Below are 18,676 nucleotides of genomic sequence, written 5' to 3'. Positions count from 1 at the left end.
TTGAGGGTAACACTAATAAAATATGAAACTAAATTTTCTTAGAAAGATGAAGTGTTTTTTTTTCCCATTCAAAAGCTGTTTGACAAATCAGATTTAAATCATCATATTGAGGAATCCAGTCGAGAATTTTTTTGATGTTAGTGCAATCTGAAATGAGTAAAGCTGGATCACCGCTACGACGTGGTGAAATTTTTACCGAAAAATCGATGCCACTTATTTTTTTCATAGTATCTATTACCTCATAAACACTAAACCCATGACCGTATCCACAATTGAGAATAATACCTTTATTTCCCTGAGATAAATATTTTAATGCTTTCAGATGCGCTGAAGCAAGATCATCAACATGAATATAATCACGGATACAAGAACCGTCAGATGTATCATAATCAGTGCCGAATATGTAGATTTTATCTCGATAGCCTAATGCAGTTTGTGCAGCAACTTTTATCAGGTGGGTTGCATTGGGAAAGCTTTGCCCGATACGGTTTCGTACATCAGCACCGGCCACATTAAAGTAGCGTAGAATGATAAAATTAAAATCGGGGTTAGCGGCGGCAGTGTCTTGCAATACCCGCTCACTCATCAGTTTACTCATACCGTAAGGATTAATAGGGTTTGCCACTGTTGCTTCTTTTACCGGTATTTCGGTCGGTTCACCGTAAATTGCGGCAGTGGAGGAAAAGATAAATTTTCCGACTTTGTATTCAGTGCACAACCGGATCAGATTAGTGGTATTGAGTGTATTGTTCATATAATATTTAAGAGGGTTTTCAACCGATTCGGGGACGACAATTGATGCGGCGAAGTGCATGAGTGCATCAAAACGGTTTGTTAAAAATATTTTTTCTATACTCGCAAAATCGGAGAGATCAGCATGATAAAAACGGAGATCTCCATGTTTGGATTCAAGAGCAATGGATTCAAGGGTATCTAGGGTACTTTGATGTCCTGTCGAGAGATTATCGATAATAGTTACATCATGTTCGGTCTCTTCGAGAAGCTGTTTAACAACATGACTCCCGATATATCCTGCTCCACCAGTGACTAAAATATGCATTTATGAAGCCTTTGGAGCATATTTTTTCAAATACCACTCTATTGTTTTTACAATTCCGGTATCAAAGTTTTCATCAGCACTCCACCCCAGTTCTGTTTCGATTTTTGTCGCGTTGATGGCGTAGCGTCGGTCATGTCCTGCTCGGTCTTCGACATAGGTAATCAACTCTTTATAGCTTGTGCCGCTGTCGCGGGGCTGCATCGTATCAAGGAGTGTACAGATACGATCGACGATTTGATTGTTATTGCGCTCATTACGTCCGCCGATATTGTACACCTCGCCGCTTCGTCCGGTATGATAAACCAGATCAATCCCTTTGCAGTGGTCTAAGACATAGAGCCAGTCACGGATATTTTTACCATCTCCGTAAACGGGGATATTTTCTCCTGAGAGTGCTTTGCGGATGACGGTCGGGATTAGCTTTTCATTGTGCTGCTTGGGTCCGTAATTGTTGGAACAGTTGGTAATAACGGTATTCATCCCATAGGTGTGATGATAAGAGCGTACGATCATATCGGATCCCGCTTTGGAAGCACTGTAGGGGCTGTTAGGAGCATAGGGGGTTGATTCGGTAAATAAATCGCTTGGATCATCGCTGAGGGTGCCGTATACTTCATCAGTGCTGATATGATGAAAACGGCACTCCTCATATCCTGCTTTATACACAAACGGTTTCTCCATCCATGTCTTGTAGGCTACATCAATAAGGGTAAAGGTGCCGTTGACGTTGGTTTGGATAAATACGCCCGGATTTTTGATCGAGTTATCGACGTGAGACTCGGCAGCGAAATGGATCACCCCGCGAATATCGTGTTGAGAGAACAACGATTCGATGAGTGCTCTGTCACAAATATCCCCTTGGACAAAGATATGGCGCTCATTGTTAGCTACTTCTACAAGGTTTTCCATATTTCCCGCATAGGTCAATAAGTCGAGATTGATGATGGTATAGTCGGGGTATTTCTCCAAAAAGTAGGGGACGAAATTGCTTCCGATGAATCCTGCACAACCGGTGACTAATAATGATTTCATTCATTCTCTCCTAACGCTTTTAAGCATGATTGTAAACTGTCTCTCCAATAGGCTATGGTGAGGTTAAAATCATTTTTGATTTTTGATTTGTTCAGAACACTGTAATGGGGGCGGGAAGCAGGGGTAGGGTATTGATCGGTATTGATCGGGTTGACTTCGCATGTGATGCCGGAGAGTTCAAAGATTGCTTTGGCAAAGTCATACCAACTCGCAACTCCTTCATTAGAATAGTGATAAAGTTCAGGTGCTTGGTTGTCGATCTTTGGGATAATCTCTAAAATCACCGATGCAAGGTCACGAGCATACGTCGGGGTTCCCACTTGGTCGAAAATAACTCCTAAAGAATTGCGTTCACGACCTAAACGGAGCATCGTTTTGACAAAGTTATTGCCATACGCAGAGTAGACCCATGAGGTGCGGAGAATGATGGTATTTTTCGGAGAAATCTCCAAAATGGCTTTTTCCCCCGCACACTTTGTTTTTCCGTAGATCCCTTGTGGCTCGGTGGGGTCATTTTCGATATAAGGGCGGTGGCTTTGTCCGTTGAAAACGTAGTCGGTAGAGATATGAATCAGTTTAGAATCATCACGTTTAGCGATCTTGGCGAGCATCGAGACAAACCGATGGTTGATCGTATCGGCAAGTTCATCTTCCGATTCAGCTTTATCGACGGCGGTATAAGCGGCACAATTGATGATTGCGTCAAATCGTTTACCTTTGAAAAAATCTTCCGTTGCTCTAAGATCGGAAAGATCAAGGGCCGTGCGATCGGTGAACGTAAAGCTATAGTGCGGATACTTTAGAGAGAGGTTTTGAATCTCATGCCCAAGCTGACCGTTGGTACCGGTAACTAATATGTTATTCATATTGGTTTGTTCCAAAATCAAATAGATCTGCAGCATTGAGTAAAGGCTGTTTGGTATCTTTGGTGGAGAGTTGTAGATGCACTTTTTCTACGATCCAATCGATACCCAATGAAGGATCATCAAAAGCAATGCCGCGATCACACTCAGGACTGTAGTAATTGTCTACTTTGTAAGCGAATGTACATGTCTCGCTGAGTACGACAAAACCGTGAGCAAATCCTCTAGGGATTAGCAACTGGCGTTTATTCTCACCACTGAGTTTTACGGCTACATGCTGACCAAAGGTTGGAGAACCTTCACGGATATCGACGGCGACGTCAAGCACTTCACCTTCGATTACCCGTACCAATTTGGTTTGCGCAAGTGGAGGGAGTTGATAGTGTAGCCCGCGTAAAACGCCGTACGAAGATTTGGATTCATTATCTTGGCAAAAGGGGATGTTGTAGCCTAAAAATTCGCTGAGCTTGTCTTTACGAAATGTTTCGACGAAATAGCCCCTCTCATCTCCATGAATGACTGGATCGATGATAATAACATCTGATATGGCAGTACGGGTAAAATTCATCGAATCGTTTTCCCCTCATTGGCACGACGGATCAAATATTGCCCGTATTGATTTTTGGAAAGAGGTTGTGCCAATTCAAGCAATTTTTCTTTGCTGATATATCCCATCTCGTAAGCAATTTCTTCGATACAAGCCACTTTTAGCCCTTGGCGATTTTCGATGGTTTGAATAAAGAGGCTCGCTTCGAGCAACGATTCATGTGTCCCCGTATCAAGCCACGCATAACCGCGTCCCATGAGCTCTACTTTGAGTGCATTTTGGGCAAGATAGGTTTGGTTGACGGTGGTGATTTCCAATTCACCGCGATCACTCGGTTTGACGTTTTTGGCGATTTCAACCACGCTGTTAGGATAAAAATAAAGACCCACAACGGCATAAGAACTTTTTGGTTGAGACGGTTTTTCTTCGATAGAGAGGACATTGCCCTCAGAATCAAACTCCGCGACACCATAGCGTTCCGGATCTTTGACCCAGTAGCCGAAAACGGTCGCTTTTTTTTCTTCGGTGACATTGCGAATGGATTGGGCTAACATTTTGGTGAGCCCATGCCCGTAAAAGATGTTATCTCCGAGTACAAGACATACATCCTCATCACCGATAAAATCAGCACCTAAGATAAACGCTTGCGCAAGCCCGTCAGGTGAGGGCTGGACACAATAGGAAAAAGACATTCCGATGTCATTTCCATCGCCCAACAACTCTTCAAACCGCGGCAAATCGGTCGGTGTAGAGATGATGAGAACTTCACGGATACCGGCAAGCATCAGAACAGAGAGGGGATAGTAGATCATCGGTTTGTCGTAGATAGGAACAAGTTGTTTACTAACACCTTTGGTAATAGGGTAAAGGCGTGTACCGCTTCCACCGGCTAAAATAATCCCTTTCATACAACCCCGCTCTTTCAAGAAATTTATTATTGATATTATAGTAAAAAAACATAAGAGGTCGTTTTAATTAATAATCATGCTATTTTTTAGGATAATACCGTATGAGAATACTAATGATTGATCAAACGGGGTTTCAACTCCAAACACGGAAGATATTAATCGAAGAGGCTATCGACAAATGCATTGTCGATACCGCATTGACGTTAGGTGAGGTATTCATTGCGTTTCAAAAAGAAAAATTTGATGTTGTGATTATCGATCACGGGATTGAAAACGGTCAGCAATGTATTGAACATATTTTGCAAATAGATCCTAATCAGGCAGTTTTAGTGGTGAGCGATGCGATACATTGTGTCATAAACCGATGTGAAGATTGTGTCAATAATTACTCAATTAGACGGCTTTTCAATCCAACACCGATAAAAAATATTATTCGAATGGTTGAAGGATTTAGAAACTATCGATGTGATCATTATGATAATGAGACGAATAAAATAAAAAATTAAAGAAGTGGCTCCGAATGCTGGATTCGAACCAGCGACCAAGTGATTAACAGTCACCTACTCTACCGCTGAGCTAATCCGGAACGTAAAAAGTAAAAAAGTATCATAAGTGGCTCCGAATGCTGGATTCGAACCAGCGACCAAGTGATTAACAGTCACCTACTCTACCGCTGAGCTAATCCGGAACGTAAAAAGTAAAAAAGTATCATAAGTGGCTCCGAATGCTGGATTCGAACCAGCGACCAAGTGATTAACAGTCACCTACTCTACCGCTGAGCTAATCCGGAACGTAAAAAGTAAAAAAGTATCATAAGTGGCTCCGAATGCTGGATTCGAACCAGCGACCAAGTGATTAACAGTCACCTACTCTACCGCTGAGCTAATCCGGAATGTTTATGAGGGCGTAATTATACGTTATGAAGGTGCGAATGTCAATAAAAATAGAGTCATTTTGATCGTTTTCGATCAAAATTTTCAATTGGAACGAAAAAAATGATGTTTGAGCGTTCAATTTGGGCAATTTTCTTCTCATCAACAAGACGATGGAAACGCTCTTGGGAAGGTGGATCGAACAGTACGTTAATGTCTTCAATGGTAAGAGGTCGCTTATCGAGAGTTGTGAGAATCTCATCATCGGTATAGGAACTCGGTGTGGCTGATGCGTGGTTGCGAGAAACGATATGGATAGGCAATACGGGATCAAAACGATTTGAGATACTGTAAAGTTCTTCAAAACTAAGACCTTGTACCGGATAAGCGGGCGGACGATCTACGCTGCCGATATCAATACGATCGCACTTTATCCCCTTTAACGCATGATTGAGTGCGTCGACTTCGTTTGGTGTATCATTGATCCCTTTGACAAAGAGGATCTCTAAAAAAAGTTTGCCACTGAACGCATGTGAAAATTGAGCAATACTTTCGATAATCGTTTGGATTGTGATCCCCTCAGCAGGTCGGTCGATTTTTTTGAATGTTTCGGGTGTTGCGGCATCGAGCGATAATTTGACCTGATCGAGTTTTAAAAGGGTTTCAAAAACGGCAGGATCATTTAGACAAGCACTGTTAGAGAGGATCAGTGTCTCGATATTTCCTTTGATCGTATTGATTTGTTGAATCAATTCGTGCAGATGAGGATACATCGTCGGCTCGCCGTTTGCGGTGATGGTGATTACATCGATTGTCGGGTGATGGGAGAGAGCATCTTTTAAATCAGAAATAATGGTTTCGACGGGAGTTATACTCTCTTGGTGCATCATGGCACGTTTGGGGGCTAACTCACAATAAAGACAGTCAAAGTTACATTGTTTGGTAGATGCGGAGAGATCGATCCCGAGCGATACGCCGAAACGGCGTGATTGAACCGGACCGAAGATGGTAGACATGATTATGCTTTTTTGCTCACACGTTGACATTCACGAACGAAATGACGTGCATGTTCAACCGGAACATCTGGGAGAATTCCGTGTCCGAGATTAAAAATGTGGCGTTTTCCACCCATGATCTCTTGGATTGCTTCGACACATGCGGTTGTTTGTTCTTTGGAATACAGTCGGCATGGCTCCATGTTCCCTTGAAGCACGTAGCGATCTCCGAGCTTCTCTTTGGCCAATTCCATCGGAGTGCTCCAATCGACGCCGAATACGTCGAAGTTTCCATACACTTTGTCCAAAAATGCGGGAATTCCTTTTGGGAACATTATGACAGGAATATGTGGGTATTTGCCTTTGAGATATTCTGCAATTTCGACCATATAGCTCCAAGAGAACTCATCATAACGACTTGGTTCAATAGCAGCTGCCCAGCTATCAAAAATTTGGACAACATCGACGCCGGCCTCAATCTGGTGTTCCATATAGAGTTTGACGACATCTGTCACTTTGCGTAAGATTTTATGAAGCAAGTCGGGGTTGGAGTACATCATCTTCTTACAGATGTTATAGGTTTTTGTCCCTTGTCCTTCGATCATATAGGTCGCAAGCGTCCATGGTGCCCCTGTGAAACCGATAAGGGCTTTATTATCATCACGACCATCGAGCTGTTGGCGCAAAACACGGATAGTTTCATAAACATAGGTGAGTTTTGATGCCGCTTCTTCATCGCCGATGAGTTCATTGAGATCTTCTTCGGAAGTGATCGGTTTTTCGAAAACGGGTCCTTCACCTTTTATGAAATCGAGTTTCATCCCCATTTCATTAGGAACGACTAAAATATCGCTGAACAAGATTGCTGCATCGACACCGACAAGATCAAGGGGCTGAATCGTTACTTCTGCCGCCATATCGGGTGCATGACAGAGGTTGAGAAAATTGCCGGCGCGTTTGCGTACTTCCATGTATTCAGGAAGATAGCGTCCGGCTTGGCGCATCATCCATACTGGAGTATAAGGGGTTTCTTTGCCAAAGCAGGCATCAACGAAAATTTTAGACATGGTATTCCTTAGTGCTCATGGTGTCCGACTTTACTCAAGAAGTAAAGTCCTACGGCAACCGCCGTGATAGAGAGGGCGAGATAAAAGAGTTCTAACGCACCGTTGAATGGAGTGTGTCCGACTTTTTGGAAAAAACCGACGACCAGAACCATTACAATAACTTTTGATATTTTATCTTTCAACTGATCAAGAGAGTGGACGGCCAAAAGTTGGTTTTCTTTGCCGTTTTCATCTTTTGCTGGATCGATATCGGAGATAAAAAGTTCATAGACACCGAATGAGAAGATAATCATGATGACACCGATTAGATAGAAATCGATAGCACCGATAATCCCGCTGATAACCTCTTCATGAAAATGTTCAGGATGGGCGTGTGTTGCGTAGGTAGTGATAACGTAAGCAGCCGTATTGTATACATCAAAACTGGCAATGGCGAACAGCAAAATCGCTCCTATCAAACCGAAAAAAACGGCTAGAACGATCATAAAGCGAGAATTCCACAACACTTTTTCGAACAATTTTTCGAGGAAGTTCATGGTTATGCTCCTTGCATCTCTACCCATTTTTGGGCGATACGTACCGCATTGGTTGCAGCACCGACACGGAGGTTGTCGGCAACAACCCAAAGATGTAAGACATTTTCACGATAAAGATCGCGGCGGATACGCCCGACAAACGTTTCATTTTGATCAACACATAATGAAGGCATCGGATAGATACTCTCTTTTGGTTCGTCCAATACGATGATATTCGGTGCTTTGCGCAATAGTTCGCGTGCTTCATCCGCATCAACCGCACCGTCAAATGTAAGTGTCAGTGTTTCAGCATGACCGCGTAGTGTCGGGATACGGACACAGGTTGCACTTACTTCGATATCTTTGTGCATGATTTTTTTGGTTTCATTCACCATTTTGAGCTCTTCTTTGGTGTAGCCGCTATCAGTGAAAGAGTCGATTTGCGGGATAGCGTTGAGAGCGATACGGTGTGGAAATTTCTTCGGTTCTGCATCATCAAGTGTGAATGAAAAGAAAGCTTGCATTTGTTCAACCAACTCTTCCATAGCGGTTTTTCCCGCACCCGATGTTGCCTGATAGGTACTGACATCGATACGTTGAAGATCGTACGCTTCATCCAGCGGTTTGAGCGCTTGTACCATTTGGATAGTAGAACAGTTCGGATTGGCGATGATTCCTGTATTTTTCCACTGTGCAATATCTTCAGGGTTCACTTCCGGAACGACAAGCGGAACGTCGGGAAACATTCTAAAATGGCTGGTATTATCAATAACCACAGCTCCTGCTTTGGCTGCATAGGGGGCAAATTCAGCTGATACGCTTCCGCCTGCGCTGAAAAGTGCGATATCAATCTCTTCTTCATCAAATACGGTAGGAGTGAGCTCTTTGATGATCAAATCAGTATCGTTAAAAGTGACCGTTGTACCTGCACTGCGTGCACTTGCCAAAGGGACAAGTTTGTTTAGAGGGAAGTCGATCTCTTCGAAAATGCGTAAAATTTCTTCGCCGACTGCACCGCTGGCACCGACGATAGCAACGTTATAACGTTTCATTGGGGAGCTTTCCTTGGGGATGAATGGATTCACCCGTAAATATTTTTACGCGATTATATCCAATGATGGCTTTTAGTGGATTAAAAGTTAAATTCTCCCTAATCCCCGTGCTTCTAAAAAAAGATCTTCGGTATCAATATTTTCAGAAGTGCTTAAAATGGCTGAACGTTCGACGACGGAAATAAGCTCCCGAATATTCCCCGGCCAGTTGTAGTTTTCAAGCGCATTGCGTGCCGATGCAGTGAAGCATTTTTTCTCAAAACCGTATTGAACGCAATATCGCTCGAGCGCCGATTCGGCGATAGAGAGGATCTCTTCACGACGTTCTCGAAGAGGCGGGATGTGGATGGGTATTGTGTTGAGACGATAGTAAAGGTCTTCGCGAAATTTCCCATCTTGTATTTTTTCATGGAGATTGGCATTGGTAGCAGTGATGATACGTACATCGATTTTTGTATTTTTAGAGGAACCTAGACGGCGTATTTCACGTTCTTGCAAAACGCGTAGTAATTTAGCTTGCAGTGGATAAGGCATTTCGGCGATTTCATCGAGGAAGAGGGTTCCCCCCTCCGCTAATTCAAATTGTCCTATTTTAGCCTCTGTTGCATCGGTAAAAGAGCCTTTTTCAAAGCCGAACAATTCACTTTCGATCAAATTATCAGGAATGGCTGCCATGTTAATGGCAACAAAAGGTTTGGACATACGAGGTGAACTTTCGTGTATGTAGCGCGCAAAAACCTCTTTTCCTACCCCGCTTTCTCCCAATAGCATCATACTTGCATCTGTTACAGCTGCTTTGGAAACACGATTTAAGAGTTGCTCAAGTGCCGGAGAAGAACCTGAAAAACTATCATTTTTAGGGCACTCTTGCGGGAACATTTTAGGTGATTTTTTCGCAATAGTTGCTGTACGCTCTATCGCAGTGACTAATGTCTCTATCTCAAAGGGTTTAAGGAGAAAATCTTTAACACCTAGCTGTATCGATTCTATAGCCCGTGTTAGTGTCGCATTCCCGGTAATGATAATAACCTCAAATCTTCCGTTCAGGGTTTTGACAAACTCTATTCCGTCCATTCCCGGCATATTTATGTCACTAATGACCATTTCAAAACTATCATCGAGTTTTTTGAGGGCATCGCGAGCATTTTTGAAGGTATGAATCTCATATTTGTCATAGTCGCCCATTGCTATTTCTAGCGATTTGCGCATATTGATATCATCTTCAACAATTGCAATTTTCATAAATACTCCGCCCTATTTAGTTGCGGTTATTGTAACAGACTCATTATTAAACTCGACTGCATAGCAGCGTGTCGGTAGGATAAGGGAGTTTTGGATATCCATGTGTTGGGCAGTAAAGGATTCATTGCTTTTGACCCGAAGTTCTTGGGCCGCTGCAAATTCTAAAAATTGGTTCTCTTCACGTCCCAATACCGATTCAAACGATTCATTGGAATGACGTTGTAGGACAAGAGCGGGCAACTCTGTTTTTTTAGAACAGGGTTGCATCGCTTTGGAGATGGAGAGTTTTTCATTGATAGCTTGTGTGTTTTTTGCCGTGAAGCGATACCCTATGTAATAGTTATCAGCTCCAAAGCTGAGTGTCGCGATTAATGCAAGATGCGTGAATATGAAAGGGCTATTTCCATTTCGACTTCGCACAGACCCTCTTTAAATGAAGTGTTGGTGATATTGGCTCCGCGAACGAGTGCTTCTACCGATGTTTTGGTGCTGGATTGCTGCAACATCATATTTTTAATGGTGTCTTGCCCTTCGACTTGCACCCCTTTTACCCTCTCGGCAATTTGACGGTAGCCATCTGCCATTGCCGCCCGTTTTGCCAATGCGTATGCTTGTGCAGGGGATGCGGTGACGGATGGGGCTACGCCTTGTCCTGTGACGGTAATGACAAGTTCGTTTTGAGATTTTAAAATAGGCTCGACACAGTGGCCGTCTGTACCGCTATACACACATTTTACTTTGGTATCGGAAGAATCATCGACTGAAAAGAGTCCCGCATGAAGAGCGGGAAATGTGAGAAACAGTGCAAGAAGAGCAGAGATTCGCATTAGGGTTCCTTCGGGTAAATATTGGAATAATTAACCGATTTAAGCAAATATTATTCCAACTCTAAGGTGCTATCCCCTTCTTCGGTTTCGTCATCGTTGTCATCATTTTTCGGACAACGTGAAATGCTGGCGACATCATCCCCTTTGATGATGTAAACACCGCTGGTATTACGTCCTGATTTTGCGATCGTTTGCATATCGACACGGATCATTTTACCCGCTTTCGTGAGCGCCATCATATCCATAGTCTCATCGACCATCAGACATCCCACGACGGTGCTTCCGGTTTTTGCGTTGAGTTTCATGGCGATAACTCCTGACCCTGCGCGGTTTGTGAGGCGATATTCTTCAGCGGTTGTACGTTTTCCGATCCCTTTTTCACTGACCATCAAAATCTCTTCTTCGTCCGATTTGATGATATTGGCATCGACGACGACGTCACCTTCGATTTTGAACTTGATACCGCGAACCCCACGGGTACTGCGTCCCTGATCACGTGTTTTTTCAATTTCGAATTTGATACATTGTGCGTATTTGGTCACGATGAAGAGGTATTTGGTCTCTTCGGTCGCGATATGCGCCGTAATGAGAGTATCATCATCATCCAGAACGATTGCACGAACACCGTTGCTTCGGACATTGGAGAATTCGTTAAGAGCTGTACGTTTGACAATACCGTTTTGGGTGAAGAAAACCAGCGATTTATTCTCATCAAAATCGCTCGTCGGAATGATCGAGCGGATTTTCTCATCGGCTTCAAGGTTGATAAGATTGACAACCGCTTTCCCTTTGGCTGTGCGCGATCCTTCCGGAATTTTGTATACTTTGAGCCAGTGGAGCTGTCCGCGATCTGTCACAAACATCAAAGTATCATGGGTATTGCAGGTATAGAATTTTTCGATGAAATCATCATCATAGGTAGTGACGGCAACTTTTCCTTTTCCGCCACGACGTTGTTTTTCATATGCTGCAAGAGGGACACGTTTAATGTATCCGCGATGGCTGATGGTAACAACCATTGGCTCATTCGGGATCAAATCTTCGATATTGATATCATCATAATTGTCTTCGATATCGGTAGCACGCGGAGTATTGAATTGCTCAACCAACTCGGTAAACTCTTCTTTGATAATCCCTTTGAGGACCTCTTCACTGCGAAGAATCGATTCGAGATATTCGATATGCGCCAAAATCTCTTTGAGTTCATTTTCGATCTTATCACGTTCCAAACCGGTAAGGCGTTGGAGACGCATATCCAAAATCGCTTGGGCTTGAATCGGTGAGAAACCGAATTCGGAAATCAAACCGTTTCTTGCTGTTTCGCCATCCGCACTTGCACGGATAAGTTTGATGATCGCTTCGATATGATCGAGAGCTTTTTTCAAACCTTCCAAGATATGAGCGCGTGCTTTTGCTTTTTCAAGATCGAAAATCGTACGGCGGATGATAACCGTTTTACGGTGATTGATGAAGTGCCCCAACATCTCTAGTAGGGTGAAAATGCGCGGTTCTTGGTTGAAAACCGAAAGCATGATAATCCCGAAAGTTGTTTCCATATTGGTTGATTTGTAGAGGTTGTTGAGGACGATTTCGCTCATCGCATCGCGTTTTAGTTCGATGACGACACGAATCCCTTCACGGTCTGATTCATCACGAATTTCGCTGATCCCCTCGATGAATTTGTCTTTTACCAATTCCGCGATATTTTCGATCAAACGTGCTTTATTGACTTGATAAGGGAGTTCGTCGATGACGATAACGTCTTTGTTTGATTTTTTCTCGATATGTGTTTTTGCACGGATACGGATACGTCCGCGTCCGGTTTCATACGCATCTAAAATCCCTTTTTTCCCATAGATGGTTCCACCTGTTGGAAAATCAGGAGCTTTGATAAACTGCATGATGTCGATCAAAGAGGCATTCGGATTGTCGATTAGATAGACAAGGGCACTGAGTATTTCAGTAGGATTGTGAGGTGGGATATTGGTGGCCATACCAACGGCAATACCGCTTGAACCGTTGATCAGAAGATTCGGAACACGGGTAGGGAGGACTTCAGGTTCTTGGGTAGTTCCATCGTAGTTATCAACCATATCGACAGTGTCTTTATCCAAATCTTTGAGAAGTTCACCGGCATAGCGGGTCATACGTGCTTCGGTATAACGCATCGCTGCAGCGTTGTCTCCATCGACTGAACCAAAGTTTCCTTGTCCATCAACGAGTGGGGAACGCATTGCAAAAGGTTGAGCCATACGAACCAATGCATCGTAAACCGAAGTATCACCGTGAGGGTGGTATTGTCCGATTACGTCCCCGACGATACGTGCTGATTTTTTGTATTTTGCACCGGCAGAGAGATTAAGTTTGTCCATCGCATAGAGAATACGTCGGTGAACAGGTTTGAGACCATCACGGACATCAGGCAATGCCCGTCCGATGATGACGCTCATGGAGTAATCAAGATAACTGCTCTTGAGAGTGTCTTCTATATTAATGTCATTAATTTCGCTGTTGTCAAGCAAATCGTTCATGCAGTCCCCAAAAGTGAAGATAAAGTTGCTGATTATATCCCAATGAGCCTTAAAGTCTAAAAATCTCTCTAATTTGATAAATTAGTCAAATAAGGTTACAATTATCTAAAATATCGATAGAAGTGGAGTCTATAAATAATGAAAAAAATAGAAGCGGTAATCAAACCATTTAAACTCGAGGATGTTAAAGACGCATTGGCGGAGATTGGGATCACCGGTATGACGGTGAGCGAAGTGAAAGGGTACGGGCGCCAAAAGGGGCACAGCGAGTTATATCGCGGTGCTGAGTATGTGGTTGACTTCCTTCCAAAAATCAAGATGGAGATGGTGGTTGATGATGCGATGGTAGATCAAGTGGTCAATACTGTTGTAGAAGCTGCCCGTACCGGGAAAATCGGTGACGGTAAAATCTTTATCAGTGATATCAACCAAATTATCCGTATTCGTACCGGTGAAACCGACAGCGACGCTATTTAACTCTTTCAAAACTTTACTAATCATTCAAAGCTTCGGCTTTGAATACTTCATGTTTCACTAAACCTAGACAAAAATCGAAATTTTTTACGTGTTATTCTTTGATACTGCTTATTGATTAAAAATTAATCAGTTTATTGCACTCTGTGCGTTTGAATACTTTGTACAATGGTACTCGACATTCAAGTTACAAGGAGAGAAAATGAAAAAGTGGCTTTTAGCTTTATCGTTACTAGGCGTGTCTGCTTTTGCTGATGATGCAAACGCAACCGCAGTTGACGCGAACACATCGGCTGTTACAACGGCTGCAGCAGCGGTAGCCCCTGTGCTTAATACGGGAGATACTGCATGGATGATGATTTCAACCGCGTTGGTCATGTTGATGACCCCGATCGGTTTGGCATTGTTTTACGGCGGTATGACCCGTTCTAAAAACGTTCTTAATACTTACGCAATGATTTTCGGTGCGTTTGCTGTTGCCATGATTGCATGGGTAATTGCTGGATTTTCTATCGCATTCGGTACGGCAGAAGGTGCAATGAACCAAGTTATCGGTGGATTTTCGAACGTAATGCTTGAAGGTATCAGCTGGACCGATTTTGCCAGCGTTGAATTGGGACAACTCTATCCGAAATTCGTTTTTGTTGCGTTCCAAGGGACCTTTGCTGCTATTACGGTAGCGATAGTCGCGGGTTCAGTGATTGAGCGTATGAAGTTTTCGACATGGATGGTTTTTGCTTTCATCTGGACAATCGTAGTTTATGCACCGATTGCGCATATGGTATGGGGCGGTGGATATTTGTTCAACGAAGGTGCTCTTGACTTTGCGGGTGGTACAGTAGTTCACATGAACGGTGGTTTGGCCGGTCTTGTTTTGGCAGTGTTGATCGGTAAACGTGCGGGATACCCGAAAGTGGCTATGAAACCGGCAAGCGTTATCTTGACAGCTTTAGGTGCTGGGTTGCTCTGGTTTGGTTGGTACGGATTTAATGCCGGTTCAGCTTTCGGTGCTAATGCTATCGCCGGTGTCGCTTTCTTGACAACAACGATTGCAGCTTCAGTTGCTACGGTGACATGGATTGTGGTTGAGTATGCGGTATTCAAAAAACCGACGCTTCTTGGTGCAGCATCCGGTGCGGTAGCAGGGCTTGTAGCGATTACTCCGGCAGCAGGATTTGTTAGTGTCGGCGGTGCGTTGATTATCGGTATGGTGGGTGCGGTAGTCGCATTCTTCGGAGTAACGGCACTCAAGAAAAAACTGGGTTACGATGATTCATTGGATGCATTTGGAGTTCACTTCCTTGCAGGTCTATGGGGTGCAATTTCTACCGGTATCTTTGCTCTGTATACTCCTGATAGCGATAACGCTCTTCTTTGGGCAGGACCGTTGAAAGATTCTGGGGATCGTATGGGACAAATCATGGTACAAGCTGAATCAGCAGTTTTAGTTGGATTATTCACTTTGGTTGGAACGATCGTGGTTTACTATATCGCAATGGCATTGACAGGCGGTTCACGTGTTAACGAAGAACAAGAGAGCCAAGGTTTGGATGAATCTGTACACGGTGAACGTGGCTTTAACCTATAAGGAGTAAACAATGAAAAAAATAGAAGCGGTAATCAAACCATTTAAACTCGAGGATGTTAAAGACGCATTGGCGGAGATTGGGATCACCGGTATGACGGTGAGCGAAGTGAAAGGGTACGGGCGCCAAAAGGGGCACAGCGAGTTATATCGCGGTGCTGAGTATGTGGTTGACTTCCTTCCAAAAATCAAGATGGAGATGGTGGTTGATGATGCGATGGTAGATCAAGTGGTCAATACTGTTGTAGAAGCTGCCCGTACCGGGAAAATCGGTGACGGTAAAATTTTCGTCAGCGAAATCAGTAAAATCGTCCGTATCCGTACGGGTGAAACCGATATCGAGGCTATTTGATTAAAAATTAATCAATCCTTCTTCTTCAATTCCATAATTTGACTATATAATGCACACCTTTATTCTAAACTAAAGGTGCTGCATGGATACTGCGTACGTTATTGATACTCTCTTTGCCCTTTTTTCGATTACCCTGATTATTTTGATGGTTCCCGGATTTGCAATGCTCGAAGCCGGTTTGGTTCGAACTAAAAACGTTTCAAGTGTTTTGACCGTTAACGTCATGATTTATGCCGTTGCATCGATGGCGTTTATCTTGATCGGATTTCACTTGGCATTTGGTGATTTTCACTCTTTTACGATGAGCCAGTGGGCATTTTTCATGTTCCAAATGGCGTTTGTGGGAAAAGCGATTAATATTATGAGCGGTGGGGTCGGTGAACGTGCCCGTATTTTGCCGTTGTCACTGTTTACCCTTATTATGGGAGCGTTGATTTATCCTACAGCAGTGAATATTAGCTGGGGAAGTGATTGGATCAAAAATACGATTTTTGATTTAAATTTTGTCGATTTGGCTGGTTCTACCGTTATCCATTCAACGGGCGGTTGGGCATTGCTGGCGGCGATTTTAATCATCGGTGCGCGTAAAGGGCGTTATGTGGGAGAACAAATCCGTGTTATCCCTGCATCTAATATCCCTTTGGTAGTGTTGGGTGCAATGTTGCTATGGATCGGATGGTTTGGATTTAACGGCGGTTCGGTCGGTTCTATCGCAACCAAAGAAGCCGCTGACAGTGTCGCATTGACCATATTTAATACCAATACTGCAGGACTTGCCGGAGCGATTGCTACCGGTGTTCTTATTTATGTTCGCTACAAACTTTTTGATATTACCATGATTCTCAACGGTGCATTGGGAGGATTGGTTGCGATTACGGCAGGGCCACATTTGTATACGACAGTAGATGCGATTACGATTGGAACCGTAGGGGGAATTTTGGTTGTAGTAGCCGTCCCATTGTTTGACCGTTTGCGTATCGATGATCCGGTTGGAGCACTCTCTGTCCATTTGATCAACGGCATTTGGGGAACATTGGCTGTAGGACTTTTTGCATCAGATCCAGCGCATGGTATCACGTTTGCAAATCAGCTCAAAGGAGTTGTGGAGATTGCAGTTTTCGTCTTTAGTATTTCATTTACAGTCATTTATATCATCAATAAATTCATCCCTTTCCGCGCTTCCGATGAAGATCAAGTTCAAGGGCTTGATGTCAGCGAATGCGGACTTGAAGCGTATCCGGAATTTAAACGCGCCATCTAAATCTACTTAACACTATTGTAACACTTCTATACTATTCTTCTTTGGGGCTTGCAGCCCCGTACAAGACTCTTTTAACTACCTCGTTGTATAATTTGTAAATGTTGCTTGAAAAGGGAAAGTATGTCTATTTATCGTGAGTACGATATTCGCGGAATTTTTGAAAAAGAGTTAAATGAAGAGAGCATTACCCGTTTGGGGTATGCTTTGGCAGAAGAGATGCGAGAATTTGGCGAATATGTTGCCGTCGGCTATGATGCCCGTTCACACTCTCCGATCCTTTTTGAATATTTGGCTGCAGGATTGAATGCCGGAGGAATGAACGTTCTTGGGATGGGAATGGTGCCGACTCCCGTCAACTATTTTTGTAATTACCAAGAATTTGATGGGATAACTCCGTGTGCTTCTGTGATGATTACCGGTTCACACAATCCGAGCGAATACAACGGATTTAAAATTACAATCAATAAAGCGCCGTTTTTCGGAGAACAAATTTATGCATTGGGGCGCAAAATCGATGCAATGGGTATGCCATCAAAAGTCGAGCGTCAGGTTATAGAGATCGATGCCTTAAGCCGCTACAAACGGTTTATGATAGAGTCGTTTGGACACCTTCGCGCGCTGGACACCAAAATTGTCTACGATTGCGGCAATGGTGTAGCAGGGCTGGTGATTGAGGAGATTTTCAAGGAACTAGGGTTCAATGCGAAAGGGATTTATGTCGATCCCGACGGAACATTCCCGAATCATCATCCTGATCCGAGTGAAGAGCATAATCTTGAGGATATTAAAAAGCTTCTGGCTTCCGATGGAGATATTGCATTTGCGTATGACGGAGATGCTGATCGTATCGCCGTATTGACCCCTCGTAACAACATCAAGGGCGATATGATGGCCCTTTTGTACGCCATGAAGATGAAAAATCCGACCGTTATCGGTGAGGTCAAATGTTCCCAAGTGATGTACGATACTCTCCGTCAACGTGGAGCAACGGCAGTGATGTACAAAACCGGACACTCCAATCTCAAAGTAAAAATGAAAGAGCTGCATGCCGATTTGGCGTGTGAAGTGAGCGGACACGTCTTTTTTGCCGATCGCTATTTTGGATACGACGATGCGATTTATGCGACGTTGCGTATGTTGGAATTGGTACAGGAAGGGGTTGATTTGGACGATGAGATTGCAAAACTCCCAAAAGTTTTTTCCACCGAAGAGATCAAAGTAAAAACGACTGAAAAAGAGAAATTTCCTTTAATGGCGAAACTCAAAGAGCTTCTTCAAACCCCTCCGGCATCTTTTCCTTCCATCAAAGAGATCATCGATGTGGACGGAGTGCGGGTCATATTTGAAAAAGGGTGGGGATTGGTTCGTGCAAGTAATACGACTCCGGTACTGGTAACCCGTTTTGAATCGACCGAACAATCGGAAGCTCTGCGATACGAAGAGGCGCTAAACGCGTTGATTCAAGAAGCACAAAATCAATTGAAGGTCTGAGA

At 43.5% G+C, this 18,676-nt stretch carries 19 protein-coding genes and 4 tRNA genes; 6 read left to right on the top strand and 17 right to left on the bottom strand.

All coding sequences use genetic code 11. From position 1 onward, the window contains the following. Window positions 1-28: 28 nt before the first annotated feature. From galE to rfbA, 5 genes are read right to left on the bottom strand one after another with little or no spacing between them, the layout of a single operon-like run. The gene (galE, locus tag CJD30_RS04095; RefSeq protein ID WP_294916561.1) at window positions 29-1,060 is read right to left on the bottom strand and encodes a UDP-glucose 4-epimerase GalE; all 1,032 of its coding nucleotides are present in this window, start codon (window positions 1,058-1,060) and stop codon (window positions 29-31) included. Then, window positions 1,061-2,092 (bottom strand): dTDP-glucose 4,6-dehydratase, encoded by a 1,032-nt coding sequence (rfbB, locus tag CJD30_RS04090; protein ID WP_294916558.1) that lies wholly within the window; start codon window positions 2,090-2,092, stop codon window positions 1,061-1,063. Further along, complete coding sequence (gene rfbD / locus CJD30_RS04085; RefSeq protein ID WP_294916557.1) at window positions 2,089-2,958, bottom strand: dTDP-4-dehydrorhamnose reductase; 870 nt, start codon at window positions 2,956-2,958, stop codon at window positions 2,089-2,091. The genes rfbB and rfbD overlap by 4 nt, the downstream gene beginning before the upstream one ends. Next, window positions 2,951-3,523 (bottom strand): dTDP-4-dehydrorhamnose 3,5-epimerase, encoded by a 573-nt coding sequence (gene rfbC, locus CJD30_RS04080; RefSeq protein ID WP_294916556.1) that lies wholly within the window; start codon window positions 3,521-3,523, stop codon window positions 2,951-2,953. Before rfbC ends, rfbD begins: the two co-directional genes overlap by 8 nt. Further along, on the bottom strand, window positions 3,520-4,410 hold the full coding sequence (gene rfbA, locus CJD30_RS04075; protein WP_294916555.1) for a glucose-1-phosphate thymidylyltransferase RfbA: 891 nt from the start codon (window positions 4,408-4,410) through the stop codon (window positions 3,520-3,522). The genes rfbC and rfbA overlap by 4 nt, the downstream gene beginning before the upstream one ends. Before the next feature lie 101 nt (window positions 4,411-4,511). On the opposite strand from rfbA, the gene CJD30_RS04070 reads away from it, so the two are divergent. Further along, window positions 4,512-4,916, top strand: coding sequence for a hypothetical protein (locus tag CJD30_RS04070; RefSeq protein WP_294916553.1), 405 nt, complete (start codon window positions 4,512-4,514; stop codon window positions 4,914-4,916). Window positions 4,917-4,921: 5 nt separating this feature from the next. On the opposite strand, the gene CJD30_RS04065 is transcribed toward CJD30_RS04070, so the two are convergent. The 12 genes from CJD30_RS04065 to gyrA form a co-directional block, all read right to left on the bottom strand. Continuing rightward, a tRNA-Asn gene (locus CJD30_RS04065) sits at window positions 4,922-4,996 on the bottom strand. A 27-nt stretch (window positions 4,997-5,023) separates the two neighbouring features. Further along, window positions 5,024-5,098 (bottom strand) — tRNA-Asn (locus tag CJD30_RS04060). A gap of 27 nt (window positions 5,099-5,125) precedes the next feature. Next, window positions 5,126-5,200, bottom strand: a tRNA-Asn gene (locus tag CJD30_RS04055). A gap of 27 nt (window positions 5,201-5,227) precedes the next feature. Further along, window positions 5,228-5,302: transfer RNA gene (locus CJD30_RS04050), tRNA-Asn, on the bottom strand. A 57-nt stretch (window positions 5,303-5,359) separates the two neighbouring features. Continuing rightward, window positions 5,360-6,298: a radical SAM protein gene (locus tag CJD30_RS04045; protein WP_294916551.1), complete on the bottom strand. Its 939-nt coding sequence runs from the start codon at window positions 6,296-6,298 to the stop codon at window positions 5,360-5,362. A gap of 2 nt (window positions 6,299-6,300) precedes the next feature. Continuing rightward, window positions 6,301-7,344, bottom strand: a complete 1,044-nt coding sequence (gene hemE / locus CJD30_RS04040; protein ID WP_294916549.1) for a uroporphyrinogen decarboxylase — start codon at window positions 7,342-7,344, stop codon at window positions 6,301-6,303. Window positions 7,345-7,352: 8 nt separating this feature from the next. Next, entirely contained in the window at window positions 7,353-7,880 is a 528-nt protein-coding gene (locus CJD30_RS04035; protein ID WP_294916547.1) for a YqhA family protein, read from the bottom strand. A gap of 2 nt (window positions 7,881-7,882) precedes the next feature. Continuing rightward, window positions 7,883-8,911 carry an aspartate-semialdehyde dehydrogenase gene (locus CJD30_RS04030; protein WP_294916545.1) on the bottom strand — a complete coding sequence of 343 codons (1,029 nt, stop codon included), beginning with the start codon at window positions 8,909-8,911 and terminating at the stop codon, window positions 7,883-7,885. Window positions 8,912-8,998: 87 nt separating this feature from the next. Further along, the gene (locus tag CJD30_RS04025; protein WP_294916543.1) at window positions 8,999-10,153 is read right to left on the bottom strand and encodes a sigma-54 dependent transcriptional regulator; all 1,155 of its coding nucleotides are present in this window, start codon (window positions 10,151-10,153) and stop codon (window positions 8,999-9,001) included. Window positions 10,154-10,165: 12 nt separating this feature from the next. Continuing rightward, window positions 10,166-10,573, bottom strand: coding sequence for a hypothetical protein (locus CJD30_RS04020; RefSeq protein ID WP_294916541.1), 408 nt, complete (start codon window positions 10,571-10,573; stop codon window positions 10,166-10,168). Next, window positions 10,522-10,980, bottom strand: a complete 459-nt coding sequence (locus tag CJD30_RS04015; RefSeq protein WP_294916539.1) for an LPP20 family lipoprotein — start codon at window positions 10,978-10,980, stop codon at window positions 10,522-10,524. Before CJD30_RS04015 ends, CJD30_RS04020 begins: the two co-directional genes overlap by 52 nt. A 50-nt stretch (window positions 10,981-11,030) precedes the next feature. Continuing rightward, window positions 11,031-13,511, bottom strand: a complete 2,481-nt coding sequence (gene gyrA / locus CJD30_RS04010) for a DNA gyrase subunit A (RefSeq protein ID WP_294916538.1) — start codon at window positions 13,509-13,511, stop codon at window positions 11,031-11,033. Between the two features lie 138 nt (window positions 13,512-13,649). Between gyrA and CJD30_RS04005 the strand changes: the two genes are divergently transcribed. The 5 genes from CJD30_RS04005 (at window position 13,650) to CJD30_RS03985 (ending at window position 18,674) form a co-directional block, all read left to right on the top strand. Then, complete coding sequence (locus CJD30_RS04005; protein WP_294916536.1) at window positions 13,650-13,988, top strand: P-II family nitrogen regulator; 339 nt, start codon at window positions 13,650-13,652, stop codon at window positions 13,986-13,988. 199 nt (window positions 13,989-14,187) lie between these two features. Beyond that, window positions 14,188-15,573, top strand: a complete 1,386-nt coding sequence (locus CJD30_RS04000; RefSeq protein WP_294916534.1) for an ammonium transporter — start codon at window positions 14,188-14,190, stop codon at window positions 15,571-15,573. A gap of 10 nt (window positions 15,574-15,583) precedes the next feature. Next, window positions 15,584-15,922 (top strand): P-II family nitrogen regulator, encoded by a 339-nt coding sequence (locus CJD30_RS03995; RefSeq protein WP_013460937.1) that lies wholly within the window; start codon window positions 15,584-15,586, stop codon window positions 15,920-15,922. Window positions 15,923-16,004: 82 nt separating this feature from the next. Then, window positions 16,005-17,183 (top strand): ammonium transporter, encoded by a 1,179-nt coding sequence (locus CJD30_RS03990; protein WP_294916531.1) that lies wholly within the window; start codon window positions 16,005-16,007, stop codon window positions 17,181-17,183. Between the two features lie 120 nt (window positions 17,184-17,303). After that, on the top strand, window positions 17,304-18,674 hold the full coding sequence (locus tag CJD30_RS03985) for a phosphomannomutase/phosphoglucomutase (protein ID WP_294916529.1): 1,371 nt from the start codon (window positions 17,304-17,306) through the stop codon (window positions 18,672-18,674). Window positions 18,675-18,676 lie beyond the last annotated feature (2 nt).

Origin of the sequence: Sulfuricurvum sp. PD_MW2 (assembly GCF_002633015.1) — a bacterium.
Lineage (GTDB): Bacteria > Campylobacterota > Campylobacteria > Campylobacterales > Sulfurimonadaceae > Sulfuricurvum.
Note: the sequence above shows the minus strand (reverse complement) of the source record. Positions and strands in the feature narration are given on the sequence as shown.

Bases quoted from the DNA above. Each gene is read 5' to 3' on its own strand.
- galE (WP_294916561.1), bottom strand. From the start codon at position 1,060: ATGCATATTTTAGTCACTGGTGGAGCAGGATATATCGGGAGTCATGTT.
- rfbB (WP_294916558.1), bottom strand. From the start codon at position 2,092: ATGAAATCATTATTAGTCACCGGTTGTGCAGGATTCATCGGAAGCAAT.
- rfbD (WP_294916557.1), bottom strand. From the start codon at position 2,958: ATGAATAACATATTAGTTACCGGTACCAACGGTCAGCTTGGGCATGAG.
- rfbC (WP_294916556.1), bottom strand. From the start codon at position 3,523: ATGAATTTTACCCGTACTGCCATATCAGATGTTATTATCATCGATCCA.
- rfbA (WP_294916555.1), bottom strand. From the start codon at position 4,410: ATGAAAGGGATTATTTTAGCCGGTGGAAGCGGTACACGCCTTTACCCT.
- CJD30_RS04070 (WP_294916553.1), top strand. From the start codon at position 4,512: ATGAGAATACTAATGATTGATCAAACGGGGTTTCAACTCCAAACACGG.
- CJD30_RS04045 (WP_294916551.1), bottom strand. From the start codon at position 6,298: ATGTCTACCATCTTCGGTCCGGTTCAATCACGCCGTTTCGGCGTATCG.
- hemE (WP_294916549.1), bottom strand. From the start codon at position 7,344: ATGTCTAAAATTTTCGTTGATGCCTGCTTTGGCAAAGAAACCCCTTAT.
- CJD30_RS04035 (WP_294916547.1), bottom strand. From the start codon at position 7,880: ATGAACTTCCTCGAAAAATTGTTCGAAAAAGTGTTGTGGAATTCTCGC.
- CJD30_RS04030 (WP_294916545.1), bottom strand. From the start codon at position 8,911: ATGAAACGTTATAACGTTGCTATCGTCGGTGCCAGCGGTGCAGTCGGC.
- CJD30_RS04025 (WP_294916543.1), bottom strand. From the start codon at position 10,153: ATGAAAATTGCAATTGTTGAAGATGATATCAATATGCGCAAATCGCTA.
- CJD30_RS04015 (WP_294916539.1), bottom strand. From the start codon at position 10,980: ATGCGAATCTCTGCTCTTCTTGCACTGTTTCTCACATTTCCCGCTCTT.
- gyrA (WP_294916538.1), bottom strand. From the start codon at position 13,511: ATGAACGATTTGCTTGACAACAGCGAAATTAATGACATTAATATAGAA.
- CJD30_RS04005 (WP_294916536.1), top strand. From the start codon at position 13,650: ATGAAAAAAATAGAAGCGGTAATCAAACCATTTAAACTCGAGGATGTT.
- CJD30_RS04000 (WP_294916534.1), top strand. From the start codon at position 14,188: ATGAAAAAGTGGCTTTTAGCTTTATCGTTACTAGGCGTGTCTGCTTTT.
- CJD30_RS03995 (WP_013460937.1), top strand. From the start codon at position 15,584: ATGAAAAAAATAGAAGCGGTAATCAAACCATTTAAACTCGAGGATGTT.
- CJD30_RS03990 (WP_294916531.1), top strand. From the start codon at position 16,005: ATGGATACTGCGTACGTTATTGATACTCTCTTTGCCCTTTTTTCGATT.
- CJD30_RS03985 (WP_294916529.1), top strand. From the start codon at position 17,304: ATGTCTATTTATCGTGAGTACGATATTCGCGGAATTTTTGAAAAAGAG.